The sequence below is a fragment of the Paenibacillus sp. PDC88 genome, from assembly GCF_900106725.1.
GTDB lineage: Bacteria > Bacillota > Bacilli > Paenibacillales > Paenibacillaceae > Paenibacillus > Paenibacillus shunpengii.
On the sequence record NZ_FNNT01000002.1, the window covers coordinates 440,891 to 456,820 of the forward strand.

The window sequence follows — 15,930 nt, forward strand, 5'->3', positions numbered from 1 at the left end:
GAAATGTCGTTTTTCAAAAGATTGCGTGATGTTACGATGTCTAACCTTAATGCACTAATTGATAAAGCAGAGGACCCGATTAAATTAACAGATCAATATATTCGTGATATGCAGGAAGACCTGGAGGACGCAGAAAAGGCGGTTGCCTCTCAAATTGCCCTAGAGAAGAAATTCAAAGCGCTGTACGAGGAACAAGAAGCGTTGGTTAAGAAGCGTGAAGAGCAGGCTCACACCGCTGCCAAAGCGCAGAATATTGATCTGGCGCGTCGTGCATTGGAAGAGAAGAAGAATGCAGAAGCGAAGCTTACAGAGTACAAGACAAGTTATGACCAGAACAAGGCAGCCGCTGATAATCTTCGCAGTAAGCTTGAGGAAATGCGTAAGCAGCTCGCTGAAATGAAGAGCAAGCGTGAAACTCTGGTAGCTCGATATAATGCAGCCAAAGCACAAACTGAAATTAACAAGGCAATGAATGATTTTAGCTCAGATTCCGCAACTGCAGGTCTGAAACGGATGGAAGATAAAATGCTGCAGGCTGAAGCTTTAGCAGAAGCAAGCAATGAAATGAACAAGAAGGATAAATCTCTCGACGAAGAGTTTGAGAATCTTGGCAAAGACCAGGCTGTTGAGGACGAACTCGCTGCGCTGATGAAGCAATACGACAATAAATAAGCGTTTTATTGATCAATCTAAGAATGGATAACAGGATCAGCACATATATAAGCGAGGGAGAGACCTTTAAAGTTTCTCCTTCGTTTTTCATGAGGAGTTATCTTGAACAGTGGGGGATGTAGGCCAAGATGGAATTTATGGATATTTTACGCATGCTGGTATGGACAGGATCGGGAGCTGTATTGCTTTTTATACTGATGTATATCGATTCGCTGTTTACGAAGTATAAGGATTTTGCAGAAGTGAAGGCAGGCAATATGGCGGTGACAACGAGACTCATTATGAAGCTGTTCGCACAAGGCTACATTTTGTCATCGTCGATATCTGTTTCGTATCATTTAGGAGACGCATTAATCGTCTCCGTTATTTCTTTTATCATTCTGCTTGTGATCGAAGCGGTTGTCCATTTCATTATTCGCAGGTTCGCTGCCTTTGATATTGATGGAGGCATGCAGCAGGGCAAGATTGGATATGGGTTGTTCTCCGGAACACTGCATATGGTAGGGGCACTGATCATTTCGGCTTCACTATAATTAGGATCGAGTAAGAAATAGGGGATTGATAGATAATGAGTATATGGAAAAGAGTAACGAATCTGCTGTCGAAGCCAAAGCCAGAACCGCAAGAGAAGAGCATGCTGCAGCTGGCTCCTGGAGATATATGCGAGGTATCACTTATCACTTACGAGGTCGTCGGCAGAGTGCAGAATCGTGGACGTAATGCAGTTGTGCTTACGCTTCAAGACGGCAATCAGCTTGCGTACCTGCATATAGAAGAGAGAGAACGACTCACCTACGGACTGTACCAGCCCATTGATGGGCGACTCGACAGCCCGGATGAAGTACCGACAACAATAGAGCTTGATGACAGAGATTATCATATGGAAGAACAATACGCAGGGCATGTACTGACAACAGGAAGAACTCCTTTCTCCCAGAGCGGAGAGCAGCATGTCTGGCAGTATCAGTCTGATGACAATCACCTGCTCAGGATTGAATGGCAAAATGGACGTTTTATGCTGTACGAGGGAGAGCACATCATTCCAGCAGATGTTAAAGTTATTCGGGCAACCTAGGAGAGGTTAACCATGAACAAGCGTTTTTTTTACATGATCAAAATTGTACTTGTCCTCAGTTTATTCGTCTCTGTACTTAGTGGATGTGGAACAGCATCTGCGGTCAAAGAGAGCTACCCGCTCGAATCTGTGAATGGCAGTGGCAATTCAACTTCGTATGTATATCGTGCCGCGGGTATGACCGTACCTGAGGTTGCAGATGAACTGATGGAAGAGAGATCACCGGAAGAAGTATCTCCGCAGGATACAGAGCGAATGTTCCTAGTATATCCTGATGAGTTATATCATCTGCAGCAAGACCCGGAAGCACCGGAAGATACGCTCATTGAAGTGGACTCGCAAGAATATGTCAGACAGAACTACAGCTCCTCTTTTCTCCAGGGTTATATAACGGCATCGATTCTCGACAGTATGTTTGATTCGTTAAAAGGCGCAGGGAAATATCGGGGTTACACAACTCAGAAGACTTATAAACCATCCCAAGGAACGTATCGGACGCCGACGGATAACGATAAGTCGATCGCACCTCCACTAACGACGAACAAGAGTGGATCCATTATTAGAAGAGGACTGGGAGATTCAGGAGATACAAGCAAGTCAACCTCAGGAAACAGCGTGCTCGAACGAGGCTCCTCATCGTCCTCTTCTTCTAGCAAAGGAAAGATTGAACGAGGGAAGAGCAGTGGATCAAGCATATTCTCATCTCCGAAGAAGAGCAGCCGGCCCAAAACGAAAATTGGTTCAGGGCGAATTACAAGGCGAAGGTAAGTAAAGGTAAACAGGGAACACAAACAAATAAGAACTGAGCTGAATTTAAAGTGCATTTGCACTTTAGATTCAGCTCTTTTTTTGAACAGAATTATGGAATCAGGCTGTGCAGGCCTTGCAGGGATCGTAAGAAGCCGCTACACTTTGGAAAAAGATGATAAACATAAGGAGTATAGGATGACAAATCTATCAACAGATCCCAAGTTTAATCGTAAAGCGATACAAGTCGAAGCTGCTCAGCAGATGATAACGAGTTATATACAGGAGATGGACACGGAGCTCATAAGTATTGATGAGGTGCATGGCCGTACGATTAGTCGAGATATTCACGCACCGCACCCCTACCCTTATTTTCGGAGATCAGGGATGGATGGATATGCTGTGAAGAGCAGCGATCTTCATGAGGCTTCGGGTACGAATCAAATATGGCTTCAAGTCATTGATGAGATTCCATGCGGATATGCGTCAGATAAAGTTATTCACTCTGGAACAGCGGCCAGAATTATGACCGGAGCACAAGTGCCGGATGGAGCCGATGCGGTCGTTATGATTGAGGCTACCGAGGTCCGAAATGAAGCTGAAGCTAAGGCTGTCGGTTTTAAACGTTCTATCACAGCCGGCACCAATATTACACCCATCGGATTAGAAATCTCAGAAGGTGACCTGCTGATCAAAAAGGGAACGCTGCTGTCTGCAGGAGAAATTTCGGTCCTTGCTACCTTCGGATTTCATGAGGTACCGGTATATCGTAAGCCACAGGTCGCTGTCTTCGCAACAGGAACAGAGCTGCTTCGTGTAGATGAAGAACTGCAGCCCGGCAAAATTCGAAACAGCAACAGCTATATGCTCGTATCTCAAGTGAAGCAGGCCGGCGGTGAACCGCATCTGCTGGGTTCGATCGTGGATGATATTGAGCTTGCGCGGCGCATGCTGGAGGAATCGGTACAGAAATACGATGTAATTATAACGACCGGCGGGGTCTCTGTCGGGGACTATGATATTATGGGCGATCTTGTTCGGCAGGATGATGTAGAAATGCTGTTTAACAAGGTCATGATGCGGCCTGGCAGTGTGACCACCGCTGCTGTCGTGCAGCGTAAATTACTGTTCGCCCTGTCGGGTAATCCAGGTGCATGTTATGTCGGGTTTGAGTTATTTGTAAGACCGACTCTTCGAATGATGCAGGCATCGGATTCGCCTTATTTGGAGAAGTGGACCGCAACCTTAGGAGAAGATTATTCCAAGGTAAACAATTTCACTCGTTATGTTCGGGGCAAATTAAGCATTAAGGACGGAAAAGTATACGCATCTGCGGCAAAAGTGGACGAGTCGAGTGTCATGGTCACAATTAAGGATAGTGATTGTCTCATTATAGTTCGTCCAGAATCCAAAGGGCTTAAGGCAGGGGACTCCGTAGAGCTGCTTAAGCTGAACACGGCAGCCGGATGCTAGAAGAAGGGGGAGCAGGATGAGTTCTCATGATACACACTGCGTTCAATCGAGGATTTGGCAAGTCATTGGGTATAAGAATGCGGGGAAAACGACGCTCATTACAAAATTGGTGCAAGAGCTGAGAGAACGAGGGTATACGACGGCTGTAATTAAGCATGACGGGCATAACCATTTTGATATAGATCATCCAAACACAGACAGTGGAAAATATAGTGAAGCTGGCGCGGAAGCCGTTGCAGTCATTTCTGATACCAGACATGCGGTCATCGAGAAACGGAGTGCATCGCTTGAGGATATCATCAAGCGATTCTCTGTCTATGATTACATTTTGGTGGAGGGCTTCAAGAATGCAGCTTATCCAAAGCTGCTGATGGTGCGAGAACAAGAGGATCTTGCTTTACTTAAGCTGGAACAGGTGAGAGCAGTTATTGCTGCCGAGTCAGAATGGCTGGATAAAGAACAGCTGCCTGAATCGGCAGCCTGTTACAATCGTGACGATGTCACGGGGATTGCAAATTTTATGATTCGGTGCGGCGTTCAATAGCTTCGGACATTGTTTTGTCGGTTAGATGGGCATAGACCTCTGTCGTTTCTGTAGAGGCATGACCCAGCTGCTCCTTGGTCTTATAGATATCATTCTGTAAATAGTAGTCGGTCGCAAAGGAATGGCGAAGCTTATGAACCGTGAGATAAGGCTTCCCAAAGCGTTTGGCATACTTGATAATCATCGCTTGAATGGCACGCTTTGTCATGCGTTTCCCTTCTTTTTGACCATTGGGGACCGTGACGAAGAGTGCTTTTTCTCTTTTGGGTGTATGGTAGCGAAGTGTCCGCAGCTGCATATAGGCGAGAAGATCGTCTTTTGCCTGCTCTCGGAAATAGACTGGATTCTTAAAGGTCTCATCGTTGTTACCCTTGCGGTATACATAAAGTACCTTGTTATTAAGATCAAGATCATCAACGTTTAGATTCACGACTTCAGATACCCGCAGTCCTGAATTGAGAATAAGACTAGCAATGCATGCATCTCTTTCCTTATTCTGTTCATGGGAGTACAGTGCTTGCTTGTTCTTCTCGACATCCTTCGCATATCCCTCTAATATGTAGCCGATAAATTCAAGCAGCTCATCCTCCTCGAGTATTTTACCTTTGAGCTTGGCCGCTGTATCCTTGGGTTTATGAACTCGCTTGATCTCGATTTTGGCCATAATATTGCGCTTCAGGAGCGGGTAAAACTCCTCATCCTCGGCAATCTGGCTGAGATAATGAAAGAGTGAGCGAAGAGAGGACAGCTTGCGGGAGATGGTAATTCGTGAATTCGCACCTTCTCTCTTCGTCGTTAAGTAGATCCGATAGCCTGTGATACTGTCCATACGGAGTACTTCCAGATCCTTCAAGGTGACATCCGAGTTCTTCTCCGCCGCAGATAATCCCTCTGCACGAAGCCAGGTAAAAAATGTATCGTAATCCCTGACATACTCCAGCAGAGTGGAGGGTGACAGGTCCGGCAGTTTGTAGTCAATGAATTGCTGAACGAACCAGGGCATGGTTACAACACGTTCATCAAGCTTCTTGCGGTCGGTTTCTTTTTGTATATGCATAGCAATGTAACCCCCGGTTTATTAGATTTATGGATTGACCTTATTTTACCACATTGATTTTTCAAAGGAAAAACACTCCGGCTTAGAAGAAGGAAGAAGATCAGACAGTACGCTTGAAGGTCAGAAACGAAAGTTTTATAGTTTAGTAGAATGGACTCGGTGTAATCGTGTTTAATAGACGTAGAGTGTATATAAAAAAGAACAAGCACGGGGTGATATAAAATGGAATTAAGCCTCACCATTGTATCCAGGGAAGAGAGCCAGGTTATAAGGCATTTGATGCAATTCTATTTATATGATTTTACCAAGTATTTAGATATTGATGTGAACAGTGATGGTGTCTTCCCCGAATATCCGAACTTGAACGAGTATTTTATCCGTTCGGACAAGTTCCCCTTTCTTATTCGAAGCGGACAAGTGCCTGCTGGATTTGCGCTAGTTGAACGATTGTCCGAACGCCGTGAAGGTGATTACTATATGACAGAGTTTTTTGTGATGCAAAAATATCGTCGCAGCGGTGTTGGCACCTGGGCAGCTCAGGAGCTGTTCCGCCGCTTCCCGGGGGAATGGAAGGTGTCGCAGGTCCGTACGAATGTTGCTGCCCAGGCCTTCTGGCGGAAGGTGATCGGTTCGTATACGGACGGCCAGTTCCGTGAGCGATTCCACCCCGAGTCAGGGAATCCAAGCCAGCATTTCGTGACTTGAACCTCGGTTCAGTCCATGTGGTATGTCCAGGTCTGATTGAGACAAATATTTTTGAATCACAAAAAGAATCGGAGCAAAAGGCTGGTTTGATTCTGTTTAAACCAAGTAGATAGCGCATTGTGAGGACCACCTTTTCCTGTAATGAGGGAAGGTGGTTCTTTAGTGTGCATACAGAGGACCATTGTAAACGGATAATTAACTTTAAATCAACAAATCTTTACGATGCGTTATTGGTTTTCTTTTACAATAGAATGGGAGTATTACGCATTTAGAGCATGGGAGGATACATAAAATAATGAATTCAACAAATACAGTAACGATTACACTGCTCCAGACAAGTGATGTACATGGTCATATCTATCCAACAGACTACCGGGGACCGGGGGATAAGCCGCTCGGCTTTGCCAAGCTGTCAGAGCTCATCCATAAAGAAAGGATGGAGGATCCGTCTCTGCTGCTGGTGGACAATGGAGATCTATTGCAGGGGACTCCCTTCATGTATCATTATGTCAAGTACGATAGGAAGGGTGTCCATCCTGCAGCGACTGTGTTAAATACGCTGCAATATGATGCAGCGATAATTGGCAATCATGAGTTTAACTACGGGCTGGACCTGTTACAGCGCACGATGGGGGATACGAAATGCCCTTATCTCTCCGCTAACATTGTGAATGAGACGGATGGCCGGCCGGCGTTTGGACAGCCTTATCGTCTATTTGAGATGCAGGAGGGCATTCGAATTGCTGTTCTGGGTGTGACGACCCACTATATTCCGAACTGGGAGGAACCCTCGAACATTCAAGGTCTGGCATTCGAGGATGCGCTTGCCTCCGCGCAGCGCTGGGTAACTCACATTCGGGAGATGGAGAACCCGGATGCCATCGTCGTAAGCTATCACGGCGGGTTTGAGCGTGACCCTCATACAGGAGACGCCACGGAGCCTCTGACAGGAGAGAATCAGGGCTATGAGATGTGTATGCGGCTTGACGGTGTTGATGTGCTGCTCACAGGTCATCAGCATCGTCTGCTTACCGGAGAGCTGAACGGCGTGATCTATGTACAGCCGGGCTCTTCAGGACAGGCGATATCCAAGGTGCAATTGATGTTTAGCCGCAAGCCGGAAGGTGGATGGGTGATCCGTGACAGGAATGTCATGCTTCTGTATGCAGAGGATGCACAGGCAGATCCTGAAATTCTTCAGATCTTTGCCGAAGGTGAACGAAGAACTCAGACATGGCTGGATCAGCCGATTGGCAGAGTCGAAGGGGATATGTCGATTGCAGATCCCATGGCCGCAAGACAGAGGGATCATGCCTTTACGGAGTTCGTTAACCGGGTACAAATGGAGACAACAGGGGCACCCATCTCCTGTGCAGCGATTTTTACCAATGAAGCGAGAGGGTTCACCGAGCACATTACGATGAGAGATGTCGTTTCTAATTATATTTATCCTAACACACTCAAAGTGCTGCTTCTGACCGGCAGCGATATCCGGGCTGCACTAGAACAGAATGCTCGTTATTTCAGTCTGGATGAGAATGGAATAGGTCTTAGAACCTCCGAGAGCTATCTTCAACCGAAGCCGCAGCATTTTAATTATGACATGTGGGAAGGAATCGAATATGAATTGGACATTTCCAGACCTGAAGGAAGCCGAGTCACGAAGCTGTTATTCAAAGGCTCTCCATTAGCGGATGACGCTGAATATGAAGTGGTCATGAACAGCTATCGGGCAGGAGGGGGAGGGAACTTCTCCATGCTGGTGAACAAGCCTGTCGTACGGGAGATCCCGACAGATATGACGGAAATTTTGGCAGACTATATCATGAAGCGAGAAACCATACATGCTTCCTGCAATAACAATTGGAGAGTTATCTACTAAACCAGCTGTACTCTCCCGCTCAGAACATAGTAAAGAAACCTCCGAATGCATTCGGAGGTTTTTGGCTTGCAATGATTTTTTTAATATAAAAGAATCGATTTCATAATACCTTTATCTGCTTAGCTCAAGGGTATATTTGATTCAAAAGATTAGCCATTAACGAGCTTGGAGCGAAGTCGATTGGACATCCATTCGATAAGAAGGATAAAAATCACTAAGCCAATCAGAATGGAGCCGACTTGGTTCCAGCGGTAGCTGTTCATCGCAAAGATAAGAGGAGCACCGATTCCTCCTGCACCAACGAGACCCAGGATCGAGGCTTCACGCATATTCATGTCGAAACGATAGATTGTCACCGACAGGAACAGTGAAAAGAGCTGTGGGATGATACCGTAGCGGATCTTCTCAAATGTGTTGCAGCCAAGAGAGGTCATTGATTCCAGTACCTGCTTGTCCAGTTCTTCAATGGAGTCAACATACAATTTGGACAGCATGCCGATAGAGGTGAGTCCGATGGTCAGCACGCCTGCAAACGGTCCGGGTCCAGTTACCCCAATGAACATAAGTCCATATACGAGCGCGGGAATCGTTCGAATCATAATGAGCAGCAGTCTTGTCAGCCAAGCGATAGGCTTTGGCACGATATTGGATGCTGCTAAGAAAGAGAGCGGAACAGACAGCACGGCACCGACAAGTGTTCCCAGTATGGCGATGGCTGTCGTTTGAAGCAGCAGGTAGAGCACTCCTTGCTCCGTTAGACTGAACAGCAGTTCGAGATCGGGAGTAACAATACCTGTTAATATATTTAATGCAATCGAAATTCCTTTTTGATTCACGTCCTCGAAGCTTACGGTGTCTAGTGACCAGATGAACAGAATCAGCACAATAATGGTAACCGTCAAAATATATCGATGATTCCGAGGGGAAGCACCCAATTGCTTCTCAATGGTTGTCATAGCATGGATCTCCTCATGTTAACTTTTTTCTGAAATGTTCACTGATCGATTCGATAATATAAACCGTGATAACCAGTGCAAAAACGATCATGCCAACGTTCGAATAATCACGCCAGCCCAGGTTCTCCTTGATGAGAAGACCGATCCCTCCGGCGCCTACATAACCAAGAATGGCTGCATAGCGAACATTCCCCTCGAAGCAGAACAAGGATGTAGATAGATACCGGGAGAGCACTTGTGGAAAAATAGCATAGCGAAAAGCTTCCACCCGATTCATTCCAATCGACTCCATCGCTTGGAAAGGTCCCATGTCGACGTTCTCAATTTGCTCATATAGAAGCTTACCGACATAAGATAGCGTGAATAAAATAATGGCGACGAGGCCTGCCATAGGTCCGAGTCCAAAGATAAAGGTCGCAATCAAGGCGGTGACCAGCGTCGGCAATGTTCTTAATAAGCTCATCATAATCTTGAAGATCGAAGTGATCACCTTGTTCCTCATCACGTTGGAAGAAGCGAGCAGGGCAAACGGCAGAGCGAGGATCGCTCCAATCATAGAGCCGAGCAGTGACATTTGCAGTGTCGCGAGAAGTGCTTCCAGCAGCTTCGGGAAGTAGCTCCAATTCGGAGGAACCATTTCACCTAATATTTTGAAGAAGTTTTTGATTCTCGAAAATAGCAATTGAAGATCAAAGCCGGTTAATTGAACGGATGCTGCAGTCAGAATCGCAAGAATAATAAGAATCAGCGGAAGTCGAGTTCTTTTTTGCATAACGACCTTGCCGTTATCCAGCACCATCTGTTTTGGCGGAAACAATTTATCATACATGAGTCAGTGCCACCTCCTCCGGGAGGGGAACATCCTTGAGGTTGCTGCCGTAAATTTCATCCAGGGTGTCCTTAGTGACTTCAGACGGTGGACCGTCAAATACAATTTCGCCTGCTCGAACCCCGATAATACGCTCCGCATACTCGAGTGCGACCTCCACATGGTGGATGTTCATAATGACAGAGATGTTCAAGGTTTCATTGATGTTCTTAAAGTCATCCATCACAATTCGGGAGGTGACCGGGTCAAGGGAAGCGATCGGCTCGTCCGCTAGGATGATGTCAGGATTCTGGGCAAGTGTCCGTGCAAGTGCTACCCGCTGCTGCTGTCCGCCCGACAACTGGTCTACCCGAACATAAGCTTTGTCGAGAATGCCTACTTTATCTAAAGCCTCGAGTGCTTTTATTCTCTGTTCTTTGGTGAAGATTCCGGTCAGCTTGCGCCACATCGGAAGATGCGGGACAAAGGCGACAAGGACGTTGTTGATCACGCTGATTCGGTTGACTAAATTGAAGGATTGAAAAATCATACCAATTCTCTTACGAAAATTTCGTACCTGCTTGCCTCTTAGCTTGGATACATCGACTTGATCTACAAACAGCTGTCCGTCTGTAATATCATGCATACGATTAATGCACCGAATGAGGGTTGACTTACCTGCTCCGGACAGTCCGATGACAGCAACGAATTCGCCTTGCTCAATCTTGAGGTTAATATTTTGCAGTGCAGTTGTGCCGTTCTGATAGGTCTTTTGTACATTGATAAACTCGATCATGGGTCAAACTCCATTCCTATGGTTTTTGCTGCCGAGATGAAAAAGGAGAACATCATTAGAAGCCTGATGCTCTCACTTTTTTTAAAAGCATATTATTTGGTTTGGTTCCGTTTATCTTATTGATTTTTCATGTTACGAATCAGCTCTTGTGCTTCTCTCTCACCGTCATAGTCAGAGGATTGAGCTTTTTGGTAGCCTTCGTGGCTGTATACAGCAATGACATTCTTACCTTCTTCTGTCTTCGCGATCTCGATAAATGCTTCCTGAAGAGCGGCTTTGAGATCATCGGTAATGACTTCACTGTTCTTGCTCACGCTGATTGTATCATTGTAGATTCCTTGGGTTACACCGATGACATTCGTCTCATCCCAGATCGGGCTTGTGCGGTTAAATTCACTAGTCCATTGTTCAGCGTAATCGCGTCTAGCGTCAGCAAATGCAACGATAACATCGACCTGCTCTGCAGCCAGTCGGCCAAAGGAGCTGCCGTAAGAATCGGATGTCACGACATTGGACAGATCCGTGATGCTCTTCTGGTAGTTGCTTTGCAGCCACAGCGTTGGATAAATATAACCTGCAGAAGAAGTTGTTGACATAACTGCCCAGTTAGCGTCATTCAATTCTTCCCAGGAGAGTTCTTCGCCGTTATTCACTTTCTCAGCAAGCTCTTGTCCTTTAGCAGATGGCCCTGCGATGACCAGGGAGCGATAATAGGTTGCTTGCTCACTAGTTGGTTCCGTTGGTTTGTTTTCATTCCAGTCTTTTGGAGCATCAGAGTCGTTAGACAATCCTGCACGAGTTGCGGTCAGAATGACATCAGCTCCGTCATCATACAGCGCGTAGGTTCCGCCGGGAATAAAGCCGATATCTGTCGTTCCTGCGGATAGTGCTTCACCGACAGCTTCATAGGTCGTACCTACATCGATGCTGATTTCTCCAACTTCAAAGCCTTGTGTAGAGAGCTGCTCCTTCAAGAGATCCTTAAGCGGGTCCGTTGCTGTAATAATATCTTCCGGGTCTTTGGAAGGAACAAAGCTGATTTTGAGCTGATCAATGGTTTGGGTTGTACTGGCTGCTTCGCCAGATGTTCCTGTGTTATCCGAAGTCTGTGAAGTGGTAGGCGCCGTTGGTTCTTGTGATGAAGTGCCGGCATTAGAGCCACAGCCTGCAATTAGAGCGGTAACCAGAGTAAAAGTAGTAAGAAGCATGTTTCTTTTTTTCAATTCATAACCCCCGATAGATTTGATTATTCAAGGCAAGGCGCGTATCCCTATCTTGAAAGACAAGCTCATTGTACCTTTGGAATGTTATATATTTATAAACGTAGTGTCAGAGGGATTATAAATTTGGCTAGGTTTCCATCAATTTCTACATATTGAGTCATGATTCGTGGTGTTTTTCGAGTACATTGTAAAATCATCTGTCTGTTGAGCCGCAATTTTCGCTTTTATACCTATGGTCGAATTTCAAAAAGAATTTACAATAATGAATGGAAAATGTAGCTATGTATACTAAATTGTAGATTTATCGTTCTCCTTCCTTGTAGTATAATTTCTTGGACAACAAGAATATTGCTGACTAGGAGATGAGAGAAATGCAGTTATTTAAGAGATTTAGTTTTTGGCTACCCGTCTTGAGTGTATTGGTGTGTATTTTTAATGCTACGGGCATAGATGACTACAATATGTTGTTGGTATTAACGAGTCCGCATTTGGCACTACTTGAAAATATTCCGTCTATTGGACGTCATTTAAGTGGGATGACAATTATTTATTTTATTAATGTCATTGGCTGGTTGGTCATTGGATTGATCATAGATTTGATCATTAATCAATTTAAGCCGGTTTAATATCACTTAACTAAGAAGTGCAGCAGTCATAATATACCGCTTTTTGTAGTCTAACTCAGGACGAAGCTTTGAAATTGAAATAAATATGGAGAGAGTACCTCGTATTGTTTCGCTTTTTCATGAGGTGGTAATACGAACATGTCAGATATTTTAATAAAATTGACATTAACCCAAGGAGGCTAGATTTATGGAACAGCGCTCTTATGGAAACACAGGAATGAAGGTCAGCGTACTGGGTTTCGGCGGGTCAGAGATAGGGTCTGGCATTTCGAAGCCTGAGGTGGATCGTCTGCTCGGAAGTGCGATTGAAGCTGGATTGAATGTGATTGATACGGCAGAATGTTACGGAGACAGTGAGGAATTGATCGGGCAGGTGCTTGGTCCCAAGAGAGAGGAAGTGTATCTGTTCACGAAATGTGGACATGCTTCCGGATATGACCAGCCGGATTGGGATCCGGTCATGCTGTCTAATTCGATCGACCGCAGCTTAAGAAGACTGAAGACAGATTATGTGGATATGATTCATTTGCACAGCTGCTCGGAGGAAGTGCTTCGGGAGGGCTCCGTCATTGAAGTACTGAATCGGGCCAAGGAAGCAGGAAAAACAAGATTTATTGGCTACAGCGGAGATCATAAAGATGCATTGTATGCCGTTCAGACGGGCGTGTTCGATAGCCTCGAAACTTCTGTCAATATAGCGGACCAAGAGGCTATTGAGCTGACCATTCCTGAAGCCCGGAAGAGGGGCATGGGCGTGACAGCGAAACGGCCGCTGGCCAACGTTGCCTGGACTTATGATACGCTTGAAGAAACGGCCTACCCATTCGTGTATTGGAATCGATTACGGGACTTGAATTACGGATTCTTAGGTGAGAGCAATGAGGGGGAGGCTATTGCTAAGGCGCTAGGTTTTACTTTATCTGTGCCTGGTGTGGATACGGCCATTGTAGGCACCAAGAAGCCAAATCGTTGGCAGGAGAATGCGGATTTATTACGAGAGCACCTGCTTGCCAAGGAAGATTATGAGATCATCCGTGAGCGGTGGAGAGAAATTGCATCCGATGACTGGACCGGTAGAACCTAATATCGTATTTGATCAGAACCTTAGGGTGAATAAGTCATCCTAAGGTTTTTTTATGGGAAATAACTTGAATTATTATATGATTATTACAACATATGAAAAATTCATAATAGAATAGTATAGAGGTATCTATTTACTATGGATTGTCATGCCTCTTGAGCGCGTGTTACATGTATTGACAGATAGCGGATTAGCTGAAATGATATGTATTAACTTACTTATTAGCAGATTCAGATGGAGGCAATATGAACAGTCATTTAAAACAGATTCACCCGCTCGCTTGGACCATTATCGTAGGAACGATGTTCGGAAGAATGGCCACCTCGATGAGTATTCCTTTTCTGTCGATCTATCTCATTAAATCGATGGAAGCAAGTCCAGCGGAGGCAGGTATGGTTGTCGCTGTCAGCTCGCTGATCGGCGTATTTGCCAGTTTTTATGGGGGATACATATCGGACCGAATAGGACGTAAAAAAGTTTTGATCTTCTCGATTTTTAGCTGGGCGCTTGTATTTATCGGCTTTGCCGTGGCCAATCAGATTTGGATGTTCTTTGTTATGAACGCATTGAATGGGCTGTGCCGAGCTGTTTTCGAGCCAACCTCACGAGCGATGCTGTCGGATATTACAGATCCGAAGAACAGGCTGTTAATTTTTAACTTGAGGTATGCGGCCATTAATGTCGGTGTCGTGATCGGTCCTTTACTCGGATTGCAGTTTGGAACCTCACAGAGCGGAGCCCCATTCATAGCCGCAGGGTTGGTATACATCTTATATGGACTGGTTCTTGTATTCCAGTTCGGTAGAAAAAGTGATATTGACCTTGGCCGTGCTGCCATAGCTCAGTCCGTATCTTTAAAAGAAGCTTTTATGGTGACTAGCCGTGATCGTACCTTTATGTATGTGCTAATCGGGTCTATATTCTGTGTGTTAGGATATGGACATTTTAGTTCGACGCTCCCGCAATATCTTGAGCTCAGCCCGAGCTTCGAGAATGGAGCAGAGATGTTTACTTACATGCTGTCCATGAATGCCGTAGTCGTGCTGATCGTGCAGTATCCGCTGGTAAGATGGTTTAAGAATTTTCCTCCTGCGGTATCTTTAATCGTAGGTAATGCTTTTGTGGCCAGTAGTTTGCTTGTATTTGGTTTGTTTGAATCCAGATGGATGCTGCTGCTTGGTGTCGTAATATTTACAATTGGAGAAGTGCTCATGTTTACGCTTATGGATCTATTAGTAGACAGGATCGCTAAACCAGAGCTGCGTGGGACTTATTTCGGTATGAGCGGATTTAACAATATGGGGAATGTACTCGCCCCGGTCATTGGAGGGTGGTTGTTAACCTCGCTATCTGTGGATCAACCGGTAATGATATTTATGCCTTTGACGCTAATGACAGCATGTGGCATTCCATTCTTGCTGCTCGCCCACTTTAAGATGCGTGATCGGAAGATGGATCAGCCAGCTGACAAACAAGCTAATGTCGCTAGTTAACATGAAGTGAGCTCATTAAGTTTAATATAAAATAACGCCAGCATGGTAATGACTCTGCTGGCGTTATTTTTATTTTTACGACTTGCTTCGGAGTATCGAATGACCTGCCAAGAGCTGATCCAAGGTCATGAAATCTATGGATTCTGGTACATGTCCTGATCGGCTGCAAACCGCGAGAGAGTAATCAGGGTCGATTGCATAACTTCTAAAGGACCAAGCTTCTTCGTTCCCCTCGTTAGAGCTAGAGAATGTGATTTCTCCCTGATGGGTTATATCAAATTCGAAAGAATCAAGGGGAATGGAAAGTCCGGCACCTTTCGCTTTTACATAGCTTTCCTTAAGCGTCCATAGGGAATAGAATATATGCTTCTGCTCTAAGTTGACCTGGTTATGCACCAGCTCCGCTTCGTTCCGAGTAAAGAATCGATCTGCTAGAGTCAGGTCCACATCATTTATTTCTTCAATATCAATACCAACAGGGTGTCGATCAAAAGCAGCTACCACCCATGCCCCTGAGTGAGAGATATTGTAATGATGCGTGGGATAATGAACAAATTCAGGTTTACCGAAGCGATTGATCTGCCTGTCCAACTGGTTAGGGGACAGATTCCAATGTTCGACAGCGTAGCTCTGAATTAGCAGCTCTCCGCATAGAGATCTTAATTGGTCCGCATACCGTCTGAACCTGCGAATCTTCTTTTGCTGTTCGCACGGCAAAGCTCCTACGATCTCATTCAAATCAATGGGCTGCTCCATTGCAGTGTGCAGTTTGACCCCAAGAATGTCCATTGG

17 protein-coding genes are annotated in these 15,930 nt (G+C 45.4%); 11 read left to right on the top strand and 6 right to left on the bottom strand.

Features of this window, described 5'->3' with window-relative positions:
• Nucleotides 1-3 precede the first annotated feature (3 nt).
• From BLW49_RS08630 to mobB, 6 genes are all read left to right on the top strand, one after another.
• Nucleotides 4-672, top strand: a complete 669-nt coding sequence (locus BLW49_RS08630) for a PspA/IM30 family protein (RefSeq protein ID WP_090724102.1) — start codon at nucleotides 4-6, stop codon at nucleotides 670-672.
• 128 nt (nucleotides 673-800) lie between these two features.
• Nucleotides 801-1,205 carry a DUF350 domain-containing protein gene (locus BLW49_RS08635; RefSeq protein WP_076312739.1) on the top strand — a complete coding sequence of 135 codons (405 nt, stop codon included), beginning with the start codon at nucleotides 801-803 and terminating at the stop codon, nucleotides 1,203-1,205.
• A 35-nt stretch (nucleotides 1,206-1,240) separates the two neighbouring features.
• Nucleotides 1,241-1,747, top strand: a complete 507-nt coding sequence (locus tag BLW49_RS08640) for a DUF4178 domain-containing protein (RefSeq protein WP_047910595.1) — start codon at nucleotides 1,241-1,243, stop codon at nucleotides 1,745-1,747.
• A gap of 12 nt (nucleotides 1,748-1,759) precedes the next feature.
• Entirely contained in the window at nucleotides 1,760-2,515 is a 756-nt protein-coding gene (locus BLW49_RS08645; protein WP_076312738.1) for a DUF4247 domain-containing protein, read from the top strand.
• A gap of 177 nt (nucleotides 2,516-2,692) precedes the next feature.
• On the top strand, nucleotides 2,693-3,967 hold the full coding sequence (glp, locus tag BLW49_RS08650) for a molybdopterin molybdotransferase MoeA (protein ID WP_090724104.1): 1,275 nt from the start codon (nucleotides 2,693-2,695) through the stop codon (nucleotides 3,965-3,967).
• Between the two features lie 16 nt (nucleotides 3,968-3,983).
• Nucleotides 3,984-4,511 carry a molybdopterin-guanine dinucleotide biosynthesis protein B gene (gene mobB / locus BLW49_RS08655; protein ID WP_090724106.1) on the top strand — a complete coding sequence of 176 codons (528 nt, stop codon included), beginning with the start codon at nucleotides 3,984-3,986 and terminating at the stop codon, nucleotides 4,509-4,511.
• On the opposite strand, the gene xerS is transcribed toward mobB, so the two are convergent.
• Nucleotides 4,486-5,568 carry a tyrosine recombinase XerS gene (xerS, locus tag BLW49_RS08660; protein ID WP_076312735.1) on the bottom strand — a complete coding sequence of 361 codons (1,083 nt, stop codon included), beginning with the start codon at nucleotides 5,566-5,568 and terminating at the stop codon, nucleotides 4,486-4,488. The genes mobB and xerS overlap by 26 nt on opposite strands.
• Nucleotides 5,569-5,790: 222 nt before the next feature.
• Here xerS and BLW49_RS08665 point away from each other — a divergent pair, with 222 nt between their 5' ends.
• The gene (locus BLW49_RS08665) at nucleotides 5,791-6,273 is read left to right on the top strand and encodes a GNAT family N-acetyltransferase (RefSeq protein WP_076312734.1); all 483 of its coding nucleotides are present in this window, start codon (nucleotides 5,791-5,793) and stop codon (nucleotides 6,271-6,273) included.
• Nucleotides 6,274-6,568: 295 nt separating this feature from the next.
• Nucleotides 6,569-8,155 carry a bifunctional metallophosphatase/5'-nucleotidase gene (locus BLW49_RS08670; protein WP_090724107.1) on the top strand — a complete coding sequence of 529 codons (1,587 nt, stop codon included), beginning with the start codon at nucleotides 6,569-6,571 and terminating at the stop codon, nucleotides 8,153-8,155.
• A 149-nt stretch (nucleotides 8,156-8,304) separates the two neighbouring features.
• Here BLW49_RS08670 and phnE (BLW49_RS08675) read toward each other — a convergent pair whose 3' ends face one another.
• The 4 genes from phnE (BLW49_RS08675) to BLW49_RS08690 form a co-directional block, all read right to left on the bottom strand.
• Nucleotides 8,305-9,111, bottom strand: a complete 807-nt coding sequence (gene phnE / locus BLW49_RS08675; RefSeq protein ID WP_076312732.1) for a phosphonate ABC transporter, permease protein PhnE — start codon at nucleotides 9,109-9,111, stop codon at nucleotides 8,305-8,307.
• Nucleotides 9,112-9,124: 13 nt separating this feature from the next.
• Nucleotides 9,125-9,940, bottom strand: a complete 816-nt coding sequence (gene phnE, locus BLW49_RS08680) for a phosphonate ABC transporter, permease protein PhnE (protein WP_090724109.1) — start codon at nucleotides 9,938-9,940, stop codon at nucleotides 9,125-9,127.
• The gene (gene phnC, locus BLW49_RS08685; protein WP_090724110.1) at nucleotides 9,933-10,715 is read right to left on the bottom strand and encodes a phosphonate ABC transporter ATP-binding protein; all 783 of its coding nucleotides are present in this window, start codon (nucleotides 10,713-10,715) and stop codon (nucleotides 9,933-9,935) included. Before phnC ends, phnE (BLW49_RS08680) begins: the two co-directional genes overlap by 8 nt.
• Before the next feature lie 116 nt (nucleotides 10,716-10,831).
• A complete protein-coding gene (locus BLW49_RS08690; protein WP_256209667.1) occupies nucleotides 10,832-11,938 on the bottom strand; it encodes a phosphate/phosphite/phosphonate ABC transporter substrate-binding protein in 1,107 nt (368 codons plus the stop codon).
• Nucleotides 11,939-12,309: 371 nt separating this feature from the next.
• Between BLW49_RS08690 and BLW49_RS08695 the strand changes: the two genes are divergently transcribed.
• The 3 genes from BLW49_RS08695 to BLW49_RS08705 all read left to right on the top strand — a co-directional run bounded on the left by BLW49_RS08695 (nucleotide 12,310) and on the right by BLW49_RS08705 (nucleotide 15,138).
• Entirely contained in the window at nucleotides 12,310-12,564 is a 255-nt protein-coding gene (locus tag BLW49_RS08695; protein WP_090724112.1) for a hypothetical protein, read from the top strand.
• Between the two features lie 187 nt (nucleotides 12,565-12,751).
• Complete coding sequence (locus BLW49_RS08700) at nucleotides 12,752-13,648, top strand: aldo/keto reductase (protein WP_090724114.1); 897 nt, start codon at nucleotides 12,752-12,754, stop codon at nucleotides 13,646-13,648.
• A 242-nt stretch (nucleotides 13,649-13,890) separates the two neighbouring features.
• Nucleotides 13,891-15,138: an MDR family MFS transporter gene (locus BLW49_RS08705; protein ID WP_090724115.1), complete on the top strand. Its 1,248-nt coding sequence runs from the start codon at nucleotides 13,891-13,893 to the stop codon at nucleotides 15,136-15,138.
• A 75-nt stretch (nucleotides 15,139-15,213) separates the two neighbouring features.
• Here the strand turns inward: BLW49_RS08705 and BLW49_RS08710 are convergent, their stop codons facing one another.
• The gene (locus BLW49_RS08710; protein WP_083655858.1) at nucleotides 15,214-15,927 is read right to left on the bottom strand and encodes a 4'-phosphopantetheinyl transferase family protein; all 714 of its coding nucleotides are present in this window, start codon (nucleotides 15,925-15,927) and stop codon (nucleotides 15,214-15,216) included.
• Between the last annotated feature and the right edge of the window lie 3 nt (nucleotides 15,928-15,930).

Coding starts and splice junctions, on each gene's coding strand:
- BLW49_RS08630 (WP_090724102.1), top strand. CDS start 4: ATGTCGTTTTTCAAAAGATTGCGTGATGTTACGATGTCTAACCTTAAT.
- BLW49_RS08635 (WP_076312739.1), top strand. CDS start 801: ATGGAATTTATGGATATTTTACGCATGCTGGTATGGACAGGATCGGGA.
- BLW49_RS08640 (WP_047910595.1), top strand. CDS start 1,241: ATGAGTATATGGAAAAGAGTAACGAATCTGCTGTCGAAGCCAAAGCCA.
- BLW49_RS08645 (WP_076312738.1), top strand. CDS start 1,760: ATGAACAAGCGTTTTTTTTACATGATCAAAATTGTACTTGTCCTCAGT.
- glp (WP_090724104.1), top strand. CDS start 2,693: ATGACAAATCTATCAACAGATCCCAAGTTTAATCGTAAAGCGATACAA.
- mobB (WP_090724106.1), top strand. CDS start 3,984: ATGAGTTCTCATGATACACACTGCGTTCAATCGAGGATTTGGCAAGTC.
- xerS (WP_076312735.1), bottom strand. CDS start 5,568: ATGCATATACAAAAAGAAACCGACCGCAAGAAGCTTGATGAACGTGTT.
- BLW49_RS08665 (WP_076312734.1), top strand. CDS start 5,791: ATGGAATTAAGCCTCACCATTGTATCCAGGGAAGAGAGCCAGGTTATA.
- BLW49_RS08670 (WP_090724107.1), top strand. CDS start 6,569: ATGAATTCAACAAATACAGTAACGATTACACTGCTCCAGACAAGTGAT.
- phnE (WP_076312732.1), bottom strand. CDS start 9,111: ATGACAACCATTGAGAAGCAATTGGGTGCTTCCCCTCGGAATCATCGA.
- phnE (WP_090724109.1), bottom strand. CDS start 9,940: ATGTATGATAAATTGTTTCCGCCAAAACAGATGGTGCTGGATAACGGC.
- phnC (WP_090724110.1), bottom strand. CDS start 10,715: ATGATCGAGTTTATCAATGTACAAAAGACCTATCAGAACGGCACAACT.
- BLW49_RS08695 (WP_090724112.1), top strand. CDS start 12,310: ATGCAGTTATTTAAGAGATTTAGTTTTTGGCTACCCGTCTTGAGTGTA.
- BLW49_RS08700 (WP_090724114.1), top strand. CDS start 12,752: ATGGAACAGCGCTCTTATGGAAACACAGGAATGAAGGTCAGCGTACTG.
- BLW49_RS08705 (WP_090724115.1), top strand. CDS start 13,891: ATGAACAGTCATTTAAAACAGATTCACCCGCTCGCTTGGACCATTATC.
- BLW49_RS08710 (WP_083655858.1), bottom strand. CDS start 15,927: ATGGACATTCTTGGGGTCAAACTGCACACTGCAATGGAGCAGCCCATT.